Below are 15,545 nucleotides of genomic sequence, written 5' to 3'. Positions count from 1 at the left end.
GACGACATCGGGGGCGGCTGGTTCATGTGGTATTTCCGGGAGGCCGCCGCCGCCCAGGGCCGGCACAGATCCGCGTCCGAGGCCGCCGCCTTCTACGCGAAGGTCGACCAGGAGATCTCGCGCGCCTGCGACCAGGGGCGGCTCACCTGCGAAGCGTGGCGGATTCCCTTCGTTCCGCCGGTGCGGGCGGACGAGCTGGACGAGGTCGGGCGCTCGCTCGCCGCGGTGGGCAAGGTGATGGCCTTCGCGGACCCGGTGTGGACGTCGGGGCTCTACTCCGACCTGTCCGCGCCGACCGGGCGCCAGATGTACGAGTTCCTGAACCGCCCGCACTACGAGGAAGCCGTTCAGCGCCGCCGCCTTGAAGGGTGGCTGGTCGGCGGGGGCGAGGAGTGGTTCGAGCTGCGCCCGCGAGGCCAGGCGAAGATCCTCAGCTTCGAGCGGCGTCCAAGTCCGGACCTGGTGACAAACCTCGGCGATCCCGGGTTCGCTCACCACCGCTTTGTCCTGGAGGTGGAGTGCAACCGCGCGCAGCCCTGCCGGGCGGACCTGGTCAGCCAGACCGGCGCCGCCGTCGCGCGCGTTGACCTCGCCGGCCTGGGCACCGGGCCGCATCAACTCGGCCACGCGCGCCTGTACGTCGACACGGTCGGCCCAGACAACCAGCAGTTCCTCAAGACCCGCCTGTCGCAGCTCTGGCTCGCCCTGAGCGTCCGCCTCAATCCGCTCTACGCGGCGATCGTCTACGCCGGCTTGGCGGCGTTCGTGCTGCTGCTGGGCCAGAGCCTGGTGCGGCGGCGGATCGAGTTCCCGGTCCTCCTGGCCACGGCGCTGCTGGGCGCTGTGGCGGCCAGGGCGCTGATCCTCGCCCTGATCGACGCCCTGTCGTTCCCGGCCGCGGACCACGTGTACGCCCTGCCGGCGCTGCCGCTGCTGATGCTGTTCGCGATCGTCAGCCTGCATGCCTGCGTCCGCGGGTTGCTGGCGCGGCGCCGGCGCAGTCTCGCCTAGCTGCGGCCGCCGAAGTCGAGGATCAGTTCGGAGAGGCGGGGCTCGGCGACCAGGCCGGCGGCCTCGGCGGCGGCGAACCAGCGCCGCTCGCGCTGGCCCTTCTCCGGCCAGGCGTCCAGCTCCTGTTGCACACGAAGGGGAAAAACCGCGACCTCCACCGGCTGCAGCGCCCCGTTCTTCAGCCGCTTCTCGTAGTCGTAGGCTCCGACCGGCTCGGCCCAGACTTCGCCCTGCACGCCGGCCTCCTCGAGCGCCTCCTGCGCCGCCGAGTCGCCGGGCGCCAGGCCGGTGATCGGCCAGCCCTTGGCGATCACCCAACGGCGCGTCTCGCGCGAGGTGATCAGCATCACCTCGATCCGCCCGTCGGCCACCTTCCGCCAGGGGAGGGCGGCGTACTGGATCAGGGGCGTGGTGCGGGACTTGGGCATGTCACCCGAAGGCCCGGTCCGCGAACCGCGCCAGCCCGTAGAAGAAGGCGCCCATCAGCCCGGCCATGGGCATGGTGAAGACCCAGGCCCAGACGATCGAGCCGGCCACGTTCCAGCGCACCGCCGACACCCGCCGGGCCGAACCGACGCCCACGATGGCCCCGGTGATGGTGTGGGTGGTCGAGACCGGGATCCCCAGGTTGGTGAAGAAGAACAGGGTGATCGCCCCGCCGGTCTCCGCGCAAAACCCCTGCTGGGGCGAGAGGCGGGTGATCTTCGAGCCCATGGTGTGAACAATGCGCCAGCCGCCGAACATGGTTCCGAGGGCGATGACCACGTAGCAGCTGATCGCCACCCAGGTCGGCACGTGGAAGGTCTCGCCCAGGTGCCCGTGGGAGAACAGCAGGACGGCGATGATCCCCATGGTCTTCTGGGCGTCGTTGCCGCCGTGGCCGAGCGAATAGAGCGCCGCCGAGACCAGCTGCAGCTTGCGGAAGGTGGCGTCGGCGATCGCCGGCGTGGCCCTGGCGAACATCCAGCTGACGATCAGCACCAGCAGGACGGCCAGGGTGAAGCCCAGGGTCGGCGAGATGATGATGCCCGAGGCGGTCTTCAGCACCCCGGTCCAGACCACCGCCGAAAAACCGGTCTTGGCCAGCCCGGCGCCGATCAGCCCGCCGATCAGGGCGTGCGAGGACGACGACGGAATGCCGGCCCACCAGGTGATGAGGTTCCAGCTGATCGCGCCCATCAGGGCCCCGAAGATCACCGCGTCGCTGACGGTGCCGGGATCGATGATGCCCTTGCCCACCGTGTTGGCCACGTGGACGCCGAAAAAGAAGTAGGCGGCGAAGTTGAAAAAGGCCGCGAAACCGACCGCCACCAGGGGCGGCAGCACGCGGGTGGCGACGACCGTAGCGATGGAGTTCGCCGCATCGTGCAGGCCGTTCAGGAAGTCGAACGCCAAGGCGACGCCGACCAGAACGATCAGCAGCAGCGAGACGCCCCCGAGGTCCACGGGCGCGCCTATAGGTGCTCGATCAGCACGCCGCTGATCCGGTTGGCCACGTCCTCGAAGCGGTCGACCACCTTCTCCAGGTGATCGTAGATCTCGGCCCCGACGATGAAGGCCATCGGGTCGGCCCGGCTGCCCTTGAAGAGGGCCTGCATCCCGGCGTCGTAGAGGTGGTCGGACTCCTCCTCCAGCCGGCCGACCTCTTCGGTCAGCACGTTCAGCCGGGCGGCGTTGGGGCCCATCTGGCGCAGCAGCGGCGTCGATTCCGCGGTGATGTCGGCGGTCTTGACGATAATGTCGCCGAGCGTCCGCATGGGATCCTCGAACTCGCGCACCTCGTAGAGGGTGATCGCCTTGGCCGTCTTGTGCATCTGGTCGACGGCGTCATCCATCGAGGAGATCAGGCCGCGGATGTCGGACCGGTCGAACGGTGTGATGAAGGTCCGGCGGACGGCCAGCATGACCTCGCGGGCGATCAGGTCGGCCTCGTGTTCGTGCTGGGCGATGGCCTGGCACCACTCCGGGACCTTGTCGCCGCCGTCCAGCAGCCGGCGCAGGGCGTGCGCGCCTTGGCTGAGGGTCCGGGCGTGGCTGTCGAACAGGTCGAAGAAGCGCTCTTCCTTCGGCATGAGCGCCTGAAACCATCGCATCGTCCGGTCCCCGCGATTGTTGCTCCCAGGCGGCTTAGGCTTGGCGCCTCAAGCTGTAAACCCTCCGAACCCGGCCTATTTGACGGCCGCCGAGCGGACCAGCTCGAGAAACTCCTGCCGGGTGCGCGGATCGTCCCGCACCTCGCCCAGCAGTGTGCTGGTGGTGAGCAGGCTGCCGGGCGTGTTGACGCCCCGCATGGTCATGCAGCTGTGCTCGGACTGGATCACCACGCCGACGCCCTTGGGCTGCAGGATGTCCTGGATCGCCTCGGCGACCTGAGAGGTCAGCTTCTCCTGGATCTGCAGGCGGCGGGAAAAGCCGTTCACCACCCGCGCCAGCTTGGAGATGCCCACCACGCGGTTGCGCGGCAGGTAGCCGACGTGCGCTCGGCCGAGGAACGGCAGCATGTGGTGCTCGCAGAAGCTCACCACCCGGATGTCGGTCAGCACCACCAGCTCGTCGTAGCCGCCGACCTCCTCGAAGGTCTTCTCCAGATAGGCCCGCGGATCGGCCTCGTAGCCCGAGAACAGCTCGCGATACGCCTTGGCCACCCGGCCGGGCGTCTCCAGCAGACCCTCGCGGTCCGGATCATCACCCGCCCACTCGATCAGCGTACGGACGGCCGCCTCGGCGTCGGCCTGGGTGGGTCGAGAAGGCTGGGAATCGGCCATCGCAGTCTCCGCGTCGATCCGTCTCAACGATCCGGCCGCGGCTCAGGTTCAGCGCCGCGTGACAGGGGCTGGGCCCGCCGCTAGGTTCCGCGCCTTCCTTCTTCCTCACCTCACAAGGGCGCCGCCATGGCTGATGACAGCTCGAACATCGACGTGCTCAACTCCACGGCGCAGACGCAGCTCAAAAGCATCATCGAGCGGATCGAGCGGCTGGAGCAGGAGAAGGCCGAGGTGGCCGAGCAGATCAAGGAAGTGATGGCCGAGGCCAAGGGCAACGGCTTCGACACCAAGATCCTGCGAAAGGTGATCCGCCTCCGCAAGCAGGACCGGGCCACGCGGCAGGAGGAGGAGGCGATCCTGGATCTCTACCTCTCCGCGCTCGGAGAGATTTGAAGCGCAAGCTTCCCGATCGGAAGGCGCAGGCCAAGCGGGCCGCGCTCAACGCGCTCCGGCGCGCCCGCCGCAAGGCCGAGCGCGCCGGCGTCAAGCTCTCGGAATGGGAAGGCGAGTTCCTCGGCAGCGTCGAGGACCGCCTGAAGACGTTCGGCCGCGCATTCGGCGATCCGGAGAAGGGGGCGCCCGGCGAGGCGCTCTCGGCGATGCAGCACGTCAAGCTGAAGGAGATCGCCGCCAAGGCGGCCGGCGAGAAGAAGACGCTTTCCCGCCGCGGCTTCAAGAAGCGGACCAAGCCCGACGAGTGAGCCCACTCTGGGCAGCCGCGCCCATCCACCACAGGCGGCGGACAGCGTTCCCCCGGTAGCCTCACGCCGTTGCTGGGGGAGAACCATGAATCGTTACGCCGTCGCCTGCGCCCTCGCCGCGACGCTCGCCGGACTTCCCGCCGGCGCCCAGGCGCTGGAGCCCGCCGAGTCCATGTCGGCCTATCACATGGCCAATCGCTGCTTCGCCGTCATCGACGCCATGTCGCGCACCGAGCTGCCGTCGGACGCCCGCCGACGGCTCGACCAGATGCTGTTCTGGGGCGTCGCGGCCAAGTCCTTCGCCGACGAGGCCAGGCTGTCCCAGGACGTGCAGCGCCAGGACCTAGAGGCCGCGGCGAACAAGGCCGACGCCGAAGTCGCCCGCAACGATCCCGGCCCCGAGCGGGACCTCGTGGAATGCGACGCCGCGTTCCGCGTCGCGATGCGGGACTAAGTCCCCCCTGGCTACTACCTCCCGCCGCTCCGCCGGGAAGGTAGGAGCAGCGGCCGCTGGACTCTACGCCGCCTCTTCGGCGCTCTTGAGGACCTCTTCCAGCCCCTGCTCGCGGACCTTGCGGTAGAGGGTCGAGCGGCCGATGCCGAGGCGGCGGGCGACTTCGCTCATGTGGCCGGCGTAGATCTCGATGGCCAACTGGATGAGGTCGCGTTCGATCTCCTCCAGCGTGCGCAGGTGGCCCCGCTCGTCGAGGATGCGCACCGGCGCGTCCACCGGCCGTTCGGCCACCAGCTGCTCGGCGGTGGGCAGGCTGGCCATCGGAGAGCCGGCGGCCTCCGGCATCGGCGCGGCCTGGCCGGAGATCGCCGGGAAGTCGTAGGGCTGCAGGTAGGGCGCGTCGGCCAGCACGATGGCGCGGTACACAGCGTTCTCCAGCTGGCGGACGTTGCCGGGCCAGTCGAAGGCGGTCAGGCAGGCTAGGGTCTCGGCCGAGGCGCCGACGACGCTCTTACCCTCCTCGACGTTGAACCTGCGGATGAAGTGGTCGACTAGGGGGGCGATGTCCTCCTTGCGCTCGCGCAGGGACGGGGCCTCGATCGGGAAGACGTTCAGGCGGTAGAACAGGTCCTCCCGGAAGCGGCCTTCCTTCACCGCCTGCGACAGGTCGCGGTTGGTGGCAGAGACGATCCGTACGTCGACCTTCACGCTGCGCTTGGAGCCGACCGGGTCGATCTCGCTCTCCTGAAGCGCCCGCAGCAGCTTGACCTGCATCTCCAGCGGCAGTTCGCCGACCTCGTCGAGGAACAGGGTGCCGCCGTTGGCTTCCTGGAACTTGCCCAGGTGCTTGTCGGTGGCGCCGGTGAAGCTGCCCTTCTCGTGGCCGAACAGGATCGACTCCACGAGGTTCTCGGGGATGGCGCCGCAGTTCACCGCTACGAAGGGCTTGCCGGCGCGGTCGGACGAGCCGTGCACCGCCCGGGCGATGACTTCCTTGCCGACGCCGCTCTCGCCGGTGATCAGGATCGGGATCGACGACTTGGCCGCCCGCTCGCCCATTCGCCGGACCAGCTGCATGCCGGGGCTGGTCCCGACCATGTCCTGGAACGTGAAGCGGCCGCTGGCGTGCTTCTTCAGCCGCTCGACCTCGCCCTTCAGGGCGCCCATCGAGAGCGCGTTGCGGATCGAGACCATGATCCGCTCGGGGCTCGCCGGTTTCACGAAGAAGTCGGCGGCGCCGGCCTGCATGGCCTTGACGACAGTGTCGATGCCGCCCTGGGCGGTCAGCACGATCACCGGCTGGTTGAAGCCGCGGGCCCGCATCTCGGCGAGCGCCTCCTGGCCCGACAGCTTGGGCATGACCAGGTCCAGCAGGATCAGATCGACCGCCGCCCCGGAATTGAGGTGCGTGATCGCCTCATCGCCGCTCTCGGCGTGTACGACGCTGAAGCCTTCCCGCTCGAGCACGGCCTGGATCAGCCGGCGCTGGGTCGGGTCGTCGTCGACGACCAGGACGGTCTTGCTCATCTTGAACACACCCACCGTGAAACTCTGCTTGCCCATCTCTCGACCTGAGGTCCGGACGGGGCTCGTTGTCTCGCGGTGATACAGCCCGGGGGGTAAAGGGCGGGTTTCGGAGAGCTGAGTCAGGGGTTAACGCAGCGTCCCGCTTGCGGCCCCGCTCCGGCCGCGCTTGAGTGTCCTTCGACAAGGCTGCGCCAGATCGGCCTGTCCGGGGAGGAATAGATGCGAGCGGCCAGGTTCTTCTTGGTGTGCGCGGCCCTTCTGCTGGCCGCCGCCTGTCAGCGTGGCGAACAGGCCGCGGCGCCGCGTGGCGTCGACCAGGCGCGGCTCGAAGCCGCCGAAGGCAACGCCGAGTGGCTGTCCTACGGCCGCAGCTATTCTGAGCAGCGCTTCAGCCCGCTGACGCAGGTCAACGCGGAGAACGTCGGCCAACTGGGCCTGGCCTGGCACGCCGAGTTCGACACCGACCGTGGCCAGGAGGCGACGCCCCTGATGGTCGATGGGGTGCTCTACACCACCACCGCCTGGTCAAAGGTCTACGCCTTCGACGCCCGCACCGGGCAGCTCAAGTGGTCATTCGATCCCAAGGTGCCCGGCCAGAAGGGCATGGACGCCTGCTGCGACGTGGTGAACCGCGGCGTCGCCGTCTGGAAGGGGAAGGTTTACGTCGGCGCCCTCGACGGGCGGCTGATCGCCCTCGATGCGGCCACCGGAAAGCCGGTCTGGAGCGTCCAGACCACCGATACCTCGAAGCCCTACACCATCACCGGCGCGCCTCGGGTGATCAAAGGCAAGGTGCTGATCGGCAACGGCGGCGGCGAATACGGTGTGCGGGGCTATCTCTCCGCTTACGACGCCGAGAGCGGCCAGCTCGCCTGGCGATTCTACACCGCGCCCAATCCGCATGGGCTGCCCGACAACGCCGCCTCCGACAAGGTGATGGCCGAGAAGGCGGCCGCCACCTGGTCGGGCGAGGGCTGGAAGCAGTCCGGCGGCGGGGCGACGGTGTGGGACGCCATGGCGTACGACCCGGCGCTCGACATCCTCTACATCGGCGTCGGCAACGGCTCGCCCTGGAACCACCAGGTCCGCTCGAACGGGGTCGGGGACAACCTGTTCGTCTCGTCGATCCTGGCCCTGAAGCCCGACACCGGCGCCTACGTCTGGCACTACCAGACGACCCCCGGAGAGACCTGGGACTACACCGCCACCCAACACATCATCCTGGCCGACCTGAACATCGGCGGGCAGGTCCGCAAGGTGCTGATGCAGGCGCCCAAGAACGGCTTCTTCTACGTCCTCGACCGCGCCACCGGCCAGCTGATCAGCGCCAAGAACTATGTCCCGGTGACCTGGGCCACCAGCATCGATACGCGGACCGGCCGGCCGATCGAGAACCCCGCCGCGCGCTACCAGAACGCGCCTGCGATCCAGATGCCGGCGCCGTTCGGGGCCCACAATTGGCACCCGATGGCGTTCAACCCCAAGCACGGCCTGGTCTACATCCCGGCCCAGCAGGTGCCGTTCGCCTACACCACCGCGGCGGCCGACTATTCCTACCGGCCTGGCGCCTGGAACACCGGCCTGGATTTCCTGGCCAACGCCCTGCCGACCGACCAGGCGGTGCTCGCGGCCACCAAGGCGATGATCAAGGGCCAGCTGATCGCCTGGGACCCCATCGCCCAAAAGGCCCGCTGGACCGTCGACCATCCCTACTTCTGGAACGCCGGCGTGCTGACCACCGCGGGCGACCTCGTCTTCCAGGGCGCGGCGCAGGGCGAGTTCTCCGCCTACCACGCCGGCACCGGCAAGAAGCTGTGGACCTACAAGACCACCAACGGCGTCATCGCCGCGCCGATGACCTACGAGCTCGGGGGCGAGCAGTATGTCGCCATTATGGTCGGGTACGGCGGCGCTGGCGCGCTCTCAGCGCCCTTCGTGCTGCCGGACCGCCCCAGGCTCCCGGGGCGCCTGCTGGTGTTAAAGCTCGGCGGCAAGGCGACTGCGCCGGCCTACCAGCTGCCCGAGAAGGTGAAGCTCGACCTGACGAACGTCTCCTCCACGGGCGACGTGCGCCGCGGTTTCGAGCTGTTCCACACCAACTGCCAGGTCTGCCACGGACCCAACGCCTCCGGCGCCTTCCTGCCGGACCTGAAGACCTCGCAAATGCTGCTCTCCCCCGAGAGCTTCCGCTCGGTCGTCATCGACGGCGCCCTGGCTCCCCGCGGCATGCCCAGCTTCAAGGCCTGGGTCACCCCCGCCGAAGCCGAGGACCTGCGCGCCTACATCATCGGCGAAGCCAAGGGCCAGCCTGCACCGGCCATGCCCAGCCCCCGGGGCGGACCGCCGCCGAAGACCTGACGGAGGCTAGCTCAACAGCACCGCCTCGAACTGCTCGGCGATCCAGTCGGCCTGGTCGGCGGTCAGCACCAGGGGCGGCGAGATGCGGATGGTGTGGTCGTGGGTGTCCTTGCAGAGGATGCCGCGGTGTTGCAGCGCCTCGCAGTAGGGGCGCGCGCCGCCGAGGTCTTCGTGAAGCTCCAGGGCGAGCATCAGGCCGCGGCCGCGCACCTCCTTGACCTTGTCGCTCTCGATCGAGGCGAGGCCGGCTTTCAGCCGGGCGCCGATGCGCTCGGAATTGCCGACCAGGTCCTCTTCCACCAGCACCTTCAGGGCCGCGCGGGCGACGGCGCAGGCCAGCGGGTTTCCGCCGAAGGTGGAGCCGTGCTCGCCCGGCTTGATGGCGCTCATCACCTCGTCATTCGAGAGCACGGCCGAGACCGGGTAGAAGCCGCCGGAGAGCGCCTTGCCCACCAGGGTCAGGTCGGCCTCGATGCCCTCGTGCTCCTCGGCCAGCAGCTTGCCGGTGCGGCCGAGGCCGGTCTGCACCTCATCGCAGATCAGCACCACGTTGTGTTTGGTGCAGAGCTCGCGAGCCTTCTTCATGTAGCCGGCTGGCGGCACGATCACCCCGGCTTCGCCCTGAATCGGCTCGACCAGGAAAGCCACGGTGTTCGGGGTGATCGCCGCCTCGAGCGCCTTCTCGTCGCCGTAGGGCACGGCGACGAACCCCGGCGCGAACGGGCCGAAGCCGCGGTAGGTCGAAGGGTCGGACGAGAAGCCCACCACCGTCAGGGTCCTGCCGTGGAAGTTGTGCTTGCAGACGATGATCTCCGCCTTGTCCCGGGCGACGCCCTTGACCTCATAGCCCCACTTGCGGGCGACCTTCAGGGCCGTCTCCACCGCCTCGGCGCCGGAGTTCATCGGGAGCGCCTTGTGGCTCTTGGTTAGCGTGCAGAGCTCTTCGTAGAACAGCGGCAGCTGGTCGTTGCGGAACGCCCGTGAGGTCAGCGTCAGCCGGCTGGCCTGCTCGACCATGGCCGCGACGATCTTCGGGTGGCAGTGGCCCTGGTTGACCGCCGAGTAAGCGGCCAGGCAGTCCAGGTAGCGCTTGCCGTTGACGTCCCAGACGTAGACGCCCTCGCCGCGGGTCAGGACGACGTCCAGCGGTTTGTAGTTGGTGGCGCCGTAGATGGTCTCCAGGCCGATCAGGTCGGCGGCGGCATCGCGGATCATGGTGTCGGTCATGGCGGGCCTCAGGCGTTGGCGGCGAAGGGAAGGGCGGGACGCGTACGGGCGGCGGTCTGGTCCAGGCGCAGGGTCATGCAGAAGGCCGCGCCGCCGGAGAGGATGAAGGGGGAAAGGTCGATCTCGACCACGCGGTAGCCGCGCTCGGCGAGGATCGCCTTCAGCCGCGCGGGCGCCTTGGCCATGACCACCGTGCGACCGAGGCAGACAGCGTTGACGCAAAAGGCGCCGGCCTCGTCGGGACTGGCCTCGATGCGCTGCTCGGGGTCGGTGAAGGCGGCGATGGCCGCCCGGCCTGCCTCGGTGAAGGCCGGCGGGAAGTAGAGCACCTCGCCGCCGGGCAGCGGGCAGAAGCAGGTGTCGAGGTGGTAGAACTGCTGGGTCGCCAGCTCGAGCGCGACAACCTCCTGGCCGAACACCTCGGCGATCACCGGGGTCGCTTCCTTCGCCGAGCGCGGGCCGTAGCCGGTCCAGAACAGCTGGCGATGGGCGTCCCAGTGGGCGTCGCCGGCGCCTTCCTGGAACAGGCCGGGCGGCAGGGCGACGATCTCGTCGATCAGCCGGCGGGCGCGGAGCGCCTCGAAGCCTTGGCGGAACGGCGCCTCCTCGCCCTGGCGCTCCGGATGGCGGAAGTGGGCCATCAGGGCGACGCCGTCCAGCACCACCGCCGCGTTGGCCGGAAAGACCATGTCCGGCAGGCCGGGCTTGCCGGCCAGGATCTCCACCTGCGCGCCGACCATCTGCAGCGCCGCGCAGAGGGCCGCAGAGGCCCCTCGGGCCGCCTCGGCCCGCGTGGCCCCGCACTCGGCCCAGGCGTCGGGCCGCATCCAAGGATTGATCTGGTAACTGACCTCGTAGTGGCCAGGATCGGTCATCAGGATCAGCGGACGGCTGGTCATCGCAACACCCCAACTCACAGCGCGATGGGATAAGGATGCCGACCCGTTCAGCTAGCGAATAGCTGTACTGTTGCGTCAAATCCGCGGGATGATTGACTTAATGGAAGTATCTGCTGTCATTCTGTCATGGACGAGACCGACCGCAAGCTGGTCAGCCTGCTGCGCGCCAATTCCCGCGAATCGATCTCCAGCCTGGCCGCCCAGCTGAAGGTCTCCCGCGGCACGGTGCAGAACCGCATCGAGCGGATGGTGGCTCAGGGCGACATCCTGGGGTTCACCATCAAAACCCGGCCGGACGTCGAGGACCAGCGGATCCGCGCGGTGATGGTCATCAACATCGAGGGCGAGCGCTCGAGCGCCGTCGTGAAGGCCCTGCGCGGCTTCAAGCAGGTGGAGGCCATCCACTCCACCAACGGCCGCTGGGACCTGATCGCCGAACTGGCGTGCGAGAACCTGGCCGAATTCTCCCGCACCCTCGACGACATCCGCCTCATCGAAGGCATCGCCCAGACTGAGACCAACATCTTGCTGGCGACGCAAAGGTTCTAGCCTCCTCTCCCCTCGCGCGTCGCGTCGGGAGAGGGAGGGGGCGTTGCCTCGCCCGGCGCCCGCTGCTTAGCTGGCGCCAACAACGACAACGATGGTGGAGGATTACGATGGCGCAGGGCGTCGACACCCTGGTCACTCCTGAGCTTCAGGAGCAGAAGGGAAAGTGGGGCGGAGAGCGGGTCTCGCCGGCGATTGCGGCCTCGGACATCCGCAAATGGGCGATCGCCACCTACTGGCCCGAGACCCCGCCGCGCGTCTATTGGGACGAGGAGTACGCCAAGGCGACCCGGTGGGGCGGGATTATCGCGCCCAATGACTTCAACCCCTTCGCCTGGCCCGTCGAGCGGCCGCGTGTGGCCATGGGGCAGGGGACCCCGCGCAAGGACGGCCTGCGGCTGACCAACATGAACGGCGGCCAGACCGACACCTATGGCGTCCCGATGCGCCCGGGCGACGTGATCACCTCCAAGACCCGGCTGTCCGACTTCAACGAGCGCCAGGGCCGCTTCGGCCTGATGCTCTACTCGTTCCGCGAGACCGAATGGACGAACCAGAAGGGCGAGTTCGTCCGCCGCCGCATCTCCACGTCGATCCAGTACTGAGGGGGCCCAGATGACCGTGAACGTCTACTTTGAGGATGTGCAGGTCGGCGACGAGCTGCCGGGCTGGAGCCGCACCACCGACTACATGCACTGGAACCGCTATGCGGCGGTGAACGACGAGTTCGTCCCCTTCCACATGGACGACGAGGCCGGCCGCAGGGCCGGCAACGAGAAGGGCGGCTTCGGCATGGGCAACCTGCGCTACGCCTACCTCGTCAACGCCCTGCGCGACTGGATCGGCGACGAGGCCGAGATCCGCGAGATCGGCTGCCAGTACCGCGCCATCAACCAGAAGGGCGACACCCTGACGGTGGTCGGCAAGGTGGTCGAGAAGGGCACGGTCGGCGGCGAGAACCAGGTCCGCCTGGAGACCAACGTGCTCAACCAGAACGGCGAGGCCACCTGCCCCGGCCACGCGGTGGTGGTGCTGCCGAGCCGGGGGTAATCTCATCCGTCGTCCCGGCCGCAGCGAGCGGAGAGCCGGGACCCAGCCGACCTCGCATGACTCTGGGTCCCGGATCGGCCTCTCGGGCCGGCCGGGATGACGGGCTTAGGTAGCCTTCCGGAATTGGATGCGGAGCCGATCAGCGCCATATGCGGGTCCATGACTACCGAGGCGCCCCGCAAAGACCGCACCCAACTCGCGCCCGGCTACGGCGCGGGCGTGACCGAGGCGATGATCGCCGAGCTGGTGCACGCCTTCTACGGCAAGGTCCGGGCCGAGCCCGTGCTGGGGCCGATCTTCAACGGCGCCGTGGACGACTGGGAAGAGCACCTGGAGAAGCTCTGCGACTTCTGGAGCTCGGTGCTCTTGATGACCGGCCGCTTCAAGGGCCGGCCCATGGCCGCGCACGTCCAGGTCGGCGGCATCGAGCCTGTCCATTTCGGCCGCTGGCTCGAACTCTTCCGAGAGACGGCCCGCGAGGTCTGGCCGCCCAAGGCGGCCGCCCTGGTGATCGAAAGGGCGGAGATGATCGGACGCAGCCTGCAGATGGGCATCGCCGTCAGCCGCGGCGAGCTGCCCTAGGCGCCGCGCGCGTTCATCCGCCGCTCAGGAGAATGCGCTCATCTGTTGGGGCATGATCCGACGCCTGCTCCTCGTCCTCGGCCTCGCCGCCGCCCCACTCGCCGCCGCCGCGACCGTGGCGCCGCCGCCCATCCCGCCACAGCCGGACTGGCCGCCACTGCCGCAGAGCGAGCCTTCCGAACGCCCGCCGCACGGCGATGCGCTCGGCCAGGTCTGGGAGGAGGACGAGGTCAGCGGCTGGCGGGGCGTCTGGATCCGGCGCGGGACCAGCACCGTCTTCGACGCCTACTGGTGGCATCCGGCCGGCGAGCGGGTGCAGGCGGTGCTGGAGCTCAGCGGCCGCGGGCGCGAGGTCACGCTCCACCGCCAACACCCGGACGGTCAGTCGTGCCGCTACGAGGGTCGCATCGCGGCGAACTGGACCGACGTCGCCGGCCGCTACACCTGCAGCTGGGAGGCGACGCCGATGCCCTGGCGGGCGCGCATCGTCCGGATCGCCGACGTCACGCCCGCCGTGCTGAGCCCTCAGTAGTCGTAGTCGCGCCCATCCCGGATGCGGGCCGACAAGGTGCCGGCGCGGCGTTCGATTTCGGCGGTGTAGCGGGCCTCGTCGCGGACCAGCTGGTCGAGTTCGGCGCGTAGACGGGCGGCTTCGGGGGCGGTGAGGCGGCCCTCGCGGCGGGCGCGGTCGATCCGCTCGAGGAGGCGGTCGGCGCGGGCCTCGAAGCCGTCGGACCGGTCGCCGCGCCACTGATCCTCGCGCCAGTCCGCCCGGTCGTCATCCGGCTCCTCGAAGCCGCGGTCCCAGTCGCGAGCCTCGTCGCCAATCTGAGCGGAGAGGTCGTCGAAGCGGCGGTCGAGGTCGGCCCGCTCGGCCGCGCTCAGGCCGCCGATGCGGTAGCGGGCCTCCAGGTCGGCGAGGTAGCGGAAGTCGGCGCGCAGGCGGGCGGCCTCTTCGCGGGTGAGCGCGCCGGTGCGCACGCCGCGGTCGATCCGCTCGTCCAGCCGCGCCTGCCGCTCGTTGACGGTCAGCCAGGCCTGGGCCGCGGCCTGGCCTGCACCGCCGGCCACGGCTGTCGCGACGAGAAGCCCACGGATGTGTCTGCGCATGGTGATGTTCCCAGTCCGTCGGCCGAGCCTTGGCCGCACCTGATCCCAGGCGAAAACGTTACCACGCCGCCGGCACTGGAAAACCGGATGCAACCTGCACACGTCTTGGGGCGGAGGCGGCGCGCGATCGTCGTCGTTCCGCGCCGCGCCATCGGTTATAGGGGCCTCATGAACGCGCCATTCAATCCCGACGCCCTGCCGCAGTGGCGGCTCGACGACCTCTACGCCGGCCGCGAGGATCCGAAGATCCAGGCCGATCTCGACACCGCCCGCGCGGCGGCCGAACAGCTGGCCAAGCTGGAGGGCAAGCTGATCGAGGCGCGCGCCGACGCGGCCCGCCTCGGCGGCCTGCTGGACGAGGGCGTCCGTCTGTACGAGCGCGGCGCCAACCTGCTGGGCGCCGTCGGCGCCTTCGCGGGCCTGGCCGCCTCCACCGCCCGGGACGATCCGGCCTGGGCCAAGTTCGAGGCCGACCTTCGGACCCGCACGACCGAGATCGCCTCGCTGGCCCTGTTCTTCACCCTGGAGATCAACCAGCTGGAGGACGCCGAGCTGGAGGCCGCGCTCGACGCCTATCCGAAGGCCGCGGTCTGGCGGCCGTGGCTGCGGCGCCTGCGCCTGTCGCGCCCGCACGAGCTCAGCGGTGAGCTGGAGCGGATGCTGCTGGACCGCAGTCCCGCGGTGGCCAACTGGGTGCGGCTCTACGACGAGACGCTCGCCCGGCTGACGGCCAAGGCCGGGCGGGACACCCTGACCCTGCCGGAAGCCCTCAACCGCCTATCCGACCCGCTGCCGGAGCGGCGCAAGCAGGCCGCCCAGGGCCTCGCCAAAGCGCTCGAGGAGCGTACGCCGGTGCTGTCGCTGGCGCTCAATACCCTGGCTTTCGAAAAGCAGGTGGAAGATCGCTGGCGGCGCTACCCCAGCCCCGCCGCCTCGCGCCACATCGCCAACGAGGTGGACGCCGACGCAGTCGAGGCGCTGGTCGCCGCGGTGGTGGAGTCCTATCCCTCGGTCAGCCACCGCTACTATCAGCTCAAGGCCAAGGTGATGGGCCGGTCCAAGCTTGACTATTGGGACCGCAACGCCCCGCTCGACACCAGTGCGCCGCGCACCTTCACCTGGACCGAAGCGCAAGCCATGGTGCTGGACAGCTTCGCCGCGCTGGCGCCGCGGTTCGCCGACAGCGCCCGCAGCTTCTTCGCCCAGCCCTGGATCGACGCCCGGCCCCGCGCCGGCAAGCAGTCGGGCGCCTATTCGCACCCCGTGACCTCGGACAAGCACCCGTACGTGTTCATGAACTACATGGGCGAGCGGC

19 protein-coding genes are annotated in these 15,545 nt (G+C 69.3%); 11 read left to right on the top strand and 8 right to left on the bottom strand.

Annotation, left to right across the window (positions count from 1 at the left end; translation table 11 throughout):
* Positions 1–1,011: hypothetical protein (locus tag VHK87_RS14190; RefSeq protein ID WP_329635543.1), on the top strand; the 1,011-nt coding region annotated here is incomplete at its 5' end.
* On the opposite strand, the gene VHK87_RS14185 is transcribed toward VHK87_RS14190, so the two are convergent.
* From VHK87_RS14185 to folE, 4 genes are all read right to left on the bottom strand, one after another.
* Entirely contained in the window at positions 1,008–1,439 is a 432-nt protein-coding gene (locus VHK87_RS14185; RefSeq protein ID WP_329635542.1) for an NUDIX hydrolase, read from the bottom strand. The genes VHK87_RS14190 and VHK87_RS14185 overlap by 4 nt on opposite strands.
* Position 1,440: 1 nt before the next feature.
* Positions 1,441–2,457 carry an inorganic phosphate transporter gene (locus VHK87_RS14180; protein ID WP_329635541.1) on the bottom strand — a complete coding sequence of 339 codons (1,017 nt, stop codon included), beginning with the start codon at positions 2,455–2,457 and terminating at the stop codon, positions 1,441–1,443.
* An 8-nt stretch (positions 2,458–2,465) separates the two neighbouring features.
* Positions 2,466–3,104, bottom strand: coding sequence for a DUF47 domain-containing protein (locus tag VHK87_RS14175; RefSeq protein ID WP_329635540.1), 639 nt, complete (start codon positions 3,102–3,104; stop codon positions 2,466–2,468).
* A gap of 75 nt (positions 3,105–3,179) precedes the next feature.
* On the bottom strand, positions 3,180–3,776 hold the full coding sequence (gene folE / locus VHK87_RS14170) for a GTP cyclohydrolase I FolE (RefSeq protein WP_329635539.1): 597 nt from the start codon (positions 3,774–3,776) through the stop codon (positions 3,180–3,182).
* A gap of 126 nt (positions 3,777–3,902) precedes the next feature.
* Here folE and VHK87_RS14165 point away from each other — a divergent pair, with 126 nt between their 5' ends.
* The 3 genes from VHK87_RS14165 (at position 3,903) to VHK87_RS14155 (ending at position 4,931) form a co-directional block, all read left to right on the top strand.
* Positions 3,903–4,169, top strand: a complete 267-nt coding sequence (locus VHK87_RS14165) for a DUF2312 domain-containing protein (protein WP_329635538.1) — start codon at positions 3,903–3,905, stop codon at positions 4,167–4,169.
* Positions 4,166–4,477 carry a hypothetical protein gene (locus VHK87_RS14160; RefSeq protein ID WP_329635537.1) on the top strand — a complete coding sequence of 104 codons (312 nt, stop codon included), beginning with the start codon at positions 4,166–4,168 and terminating at the stop codon, positions 4,475–4,477. Before VHK87_RS14165 ends, VHK87_RS14160 begins: the two co-directional genes overlap by 4 nt.
* Positions 4,478–4,562: 85 nt before the next feature.
* Positions 4,563–4,931 (top strand): hypothetical protein, encoded by a 369-nt coding sequence (locus VHK87_RS14155; protein WP_329635536.1) that lies wholly within the window; start codon positions 4,563–4,565, stop codon positions 4,929–4,931.
* A gap of 63 nt (positions 4,932–4,994) precedes the next feature.
* Here VHK87_RS14155 and VHK87_RS14150 read toward each other — a convergent pair whose 3' ends face one another.
* Complete coding sequence (locus VHK87_RS14150; RefSeq protein WP_329635535.1) at positions 4,995–6,458, bottom strand: sigma-54 dependent transcriptional regulator; 1,464 nt, start codon at positions 6,456–6,458, stop codon at positions 4,995–4,997.
* A 219-nt stretch (positions 6,459–6,677) separates the two neighbouring features.
* On the opposite strand from VHK87_RS14150, the gene VHK87_RS14145 reads away from it, so the two are divergent.
* Positions 6,678–8,816, top strand: a complete 2,139-nt coding sequence (locus tag VHK87_RS14145; RefSeq protein WP_329635534.1) for a PQQ-dependent dehydrogenase, methanol/ethanol family — start codon at positions 6,678–6,680, stop codon at positions 8,814–8,816.
* 6 nt (positions 8,817–8,822) lie between these two features.
* Here VHK87_RS14145 and rocD read toward each other — a convergent pair whose 3' ends face one another.
* Entirely contained in the window at positions 8,823–10,043 is a 1,221-nt protein-coding gene (gene rocD / locus VHK87_RS14140; protein WP_329635533.1) for an ornithine--oxo-acid transaminase, read from the bottom strand.
* A gap of 8 nt (positions 10,044–10,051) precedes the next feature.
* Positions 10,052–10,942 (bottom strand): dimethylarginine dimethylaminohydrolase family protein, encoded by an 891-nt coding sequence (locus VHK87_RS14135; protein WP_329635532.1) that lies wholly within the window; start codon positions 10,940–10,942, stop codon positions 10,052–10,054.
* Between the two features lie 126 nt (positions 10,943–11,068).
* Between VHK87_RS14135 and VHK87_RS14130 the strand changes: the two genes are divergently transcribed.
* The 5 genes from VHK87_RS14130 to VHK87_RS14110 all read left to right on the top strand — a co-directional run bounded on the left by VHK87_RS14130 (position 11,069) and on the right by VHK87_RS14110 (position 13,652).
* Positions 11,069–11,491, top strand: a complete 423-nt coding sequence (locus VHK87_RS14130; protein WP_329635531.1) for an Lrp/AsnC family transcriptional regulator — start codon at positions 11,069–11,071, stop codon at positions 11,489–11,491.
* A 107-nt stretch (positions 11,492–11,598) separates the two neighbouring features.
* Complete coding sequence (locus VHK87_RS14125; protein WP_329635530.1) at positions 11,599–12,093, top strand: FAS1-like dehydratase domain-containing protein; 495 nt, start codon at positions 11,599–11,601, stop codon at positions 12,091–12,093.
* A gap of 10 nt (positions 12,094–12,103) precedes the next feature.
* Positions 12,104–12,538: a hypothetical protein gene (locus VHK87_RS14120; protein ID WP_329635529.1), complete on the top strand. Its 435-nt coding sequence runs from the start codon at positions 12,104–12,106 to the stop codon at positions 12,536–12,538.
* 159 nt (positions 12,539–12,697) lie between these two features.
* Positions 12,698–13,120 (top strand): group III truncated hemoglobin, encoded by a 423-nt coding sequence (locus VHK87_RS14115; RefSeq protein WP_329635528.1) that lies wholly within the window; start codon positions 12,698–12,700, stop codon positions 13,118–13,120.
* Between the two features lie 52 nt (positions 13,121–13,172).
* The gene (locus tag VHK87_RS14110) at positions 13,173–13,652 is read left to right on the top strand and encodes a hypothetical protein (RefSeq protein ID WP_329635527.1); all 480 of its coding nucleotides are present in this window, start codon (positions 13,173–13,175) and stop codon (positions 13,650–13,652) included.
* Here the strand turns inward: VHK87_RS14110 and VHK87_RS14105 are convergent.
* Positions 13,646–14,230 (bottom strand): hypothetical protein, encoded by a 585-nt coding sequence (locus VHK87_RS14105; RefSeq protein WP_329635526.1) that lies wholly within the window; start codon positions 14,228–14,230, stop codon positions 13,646–13,648. The genes VHK87_RS14110 and VHK87_RS14105 overlap by 7 nt on opposite strands.
* 168 nt (positions 14,231–14,398) lie before the next feature.
* Here VHK87_RS14105 and VHK87_RS14100 point away from each other — a divergent pair.
* A partial coding sequence (locus tag VHK87_RS14100; RefSeq protein WP_329635525.1) for a M3 family metallopeptidase occupies positions 14,399–15,545 on the top strand: 1,147 nt, incomplete at its 3' end.

It is taken from the genome of Phenylobacterium sp. (assembly GCF_036263695.1).
Lineage (GTDB): Bacteria > Pseudomonadota > Alphaproteobacteria > Caulobacterales > Caulobacteraceae > Phenylobacterium.
The sequence above is the reverse complement of the archived record's forward strand: the minus strand, read 5'-3'. Positions and strand labels throughout refer to the sequence as shown.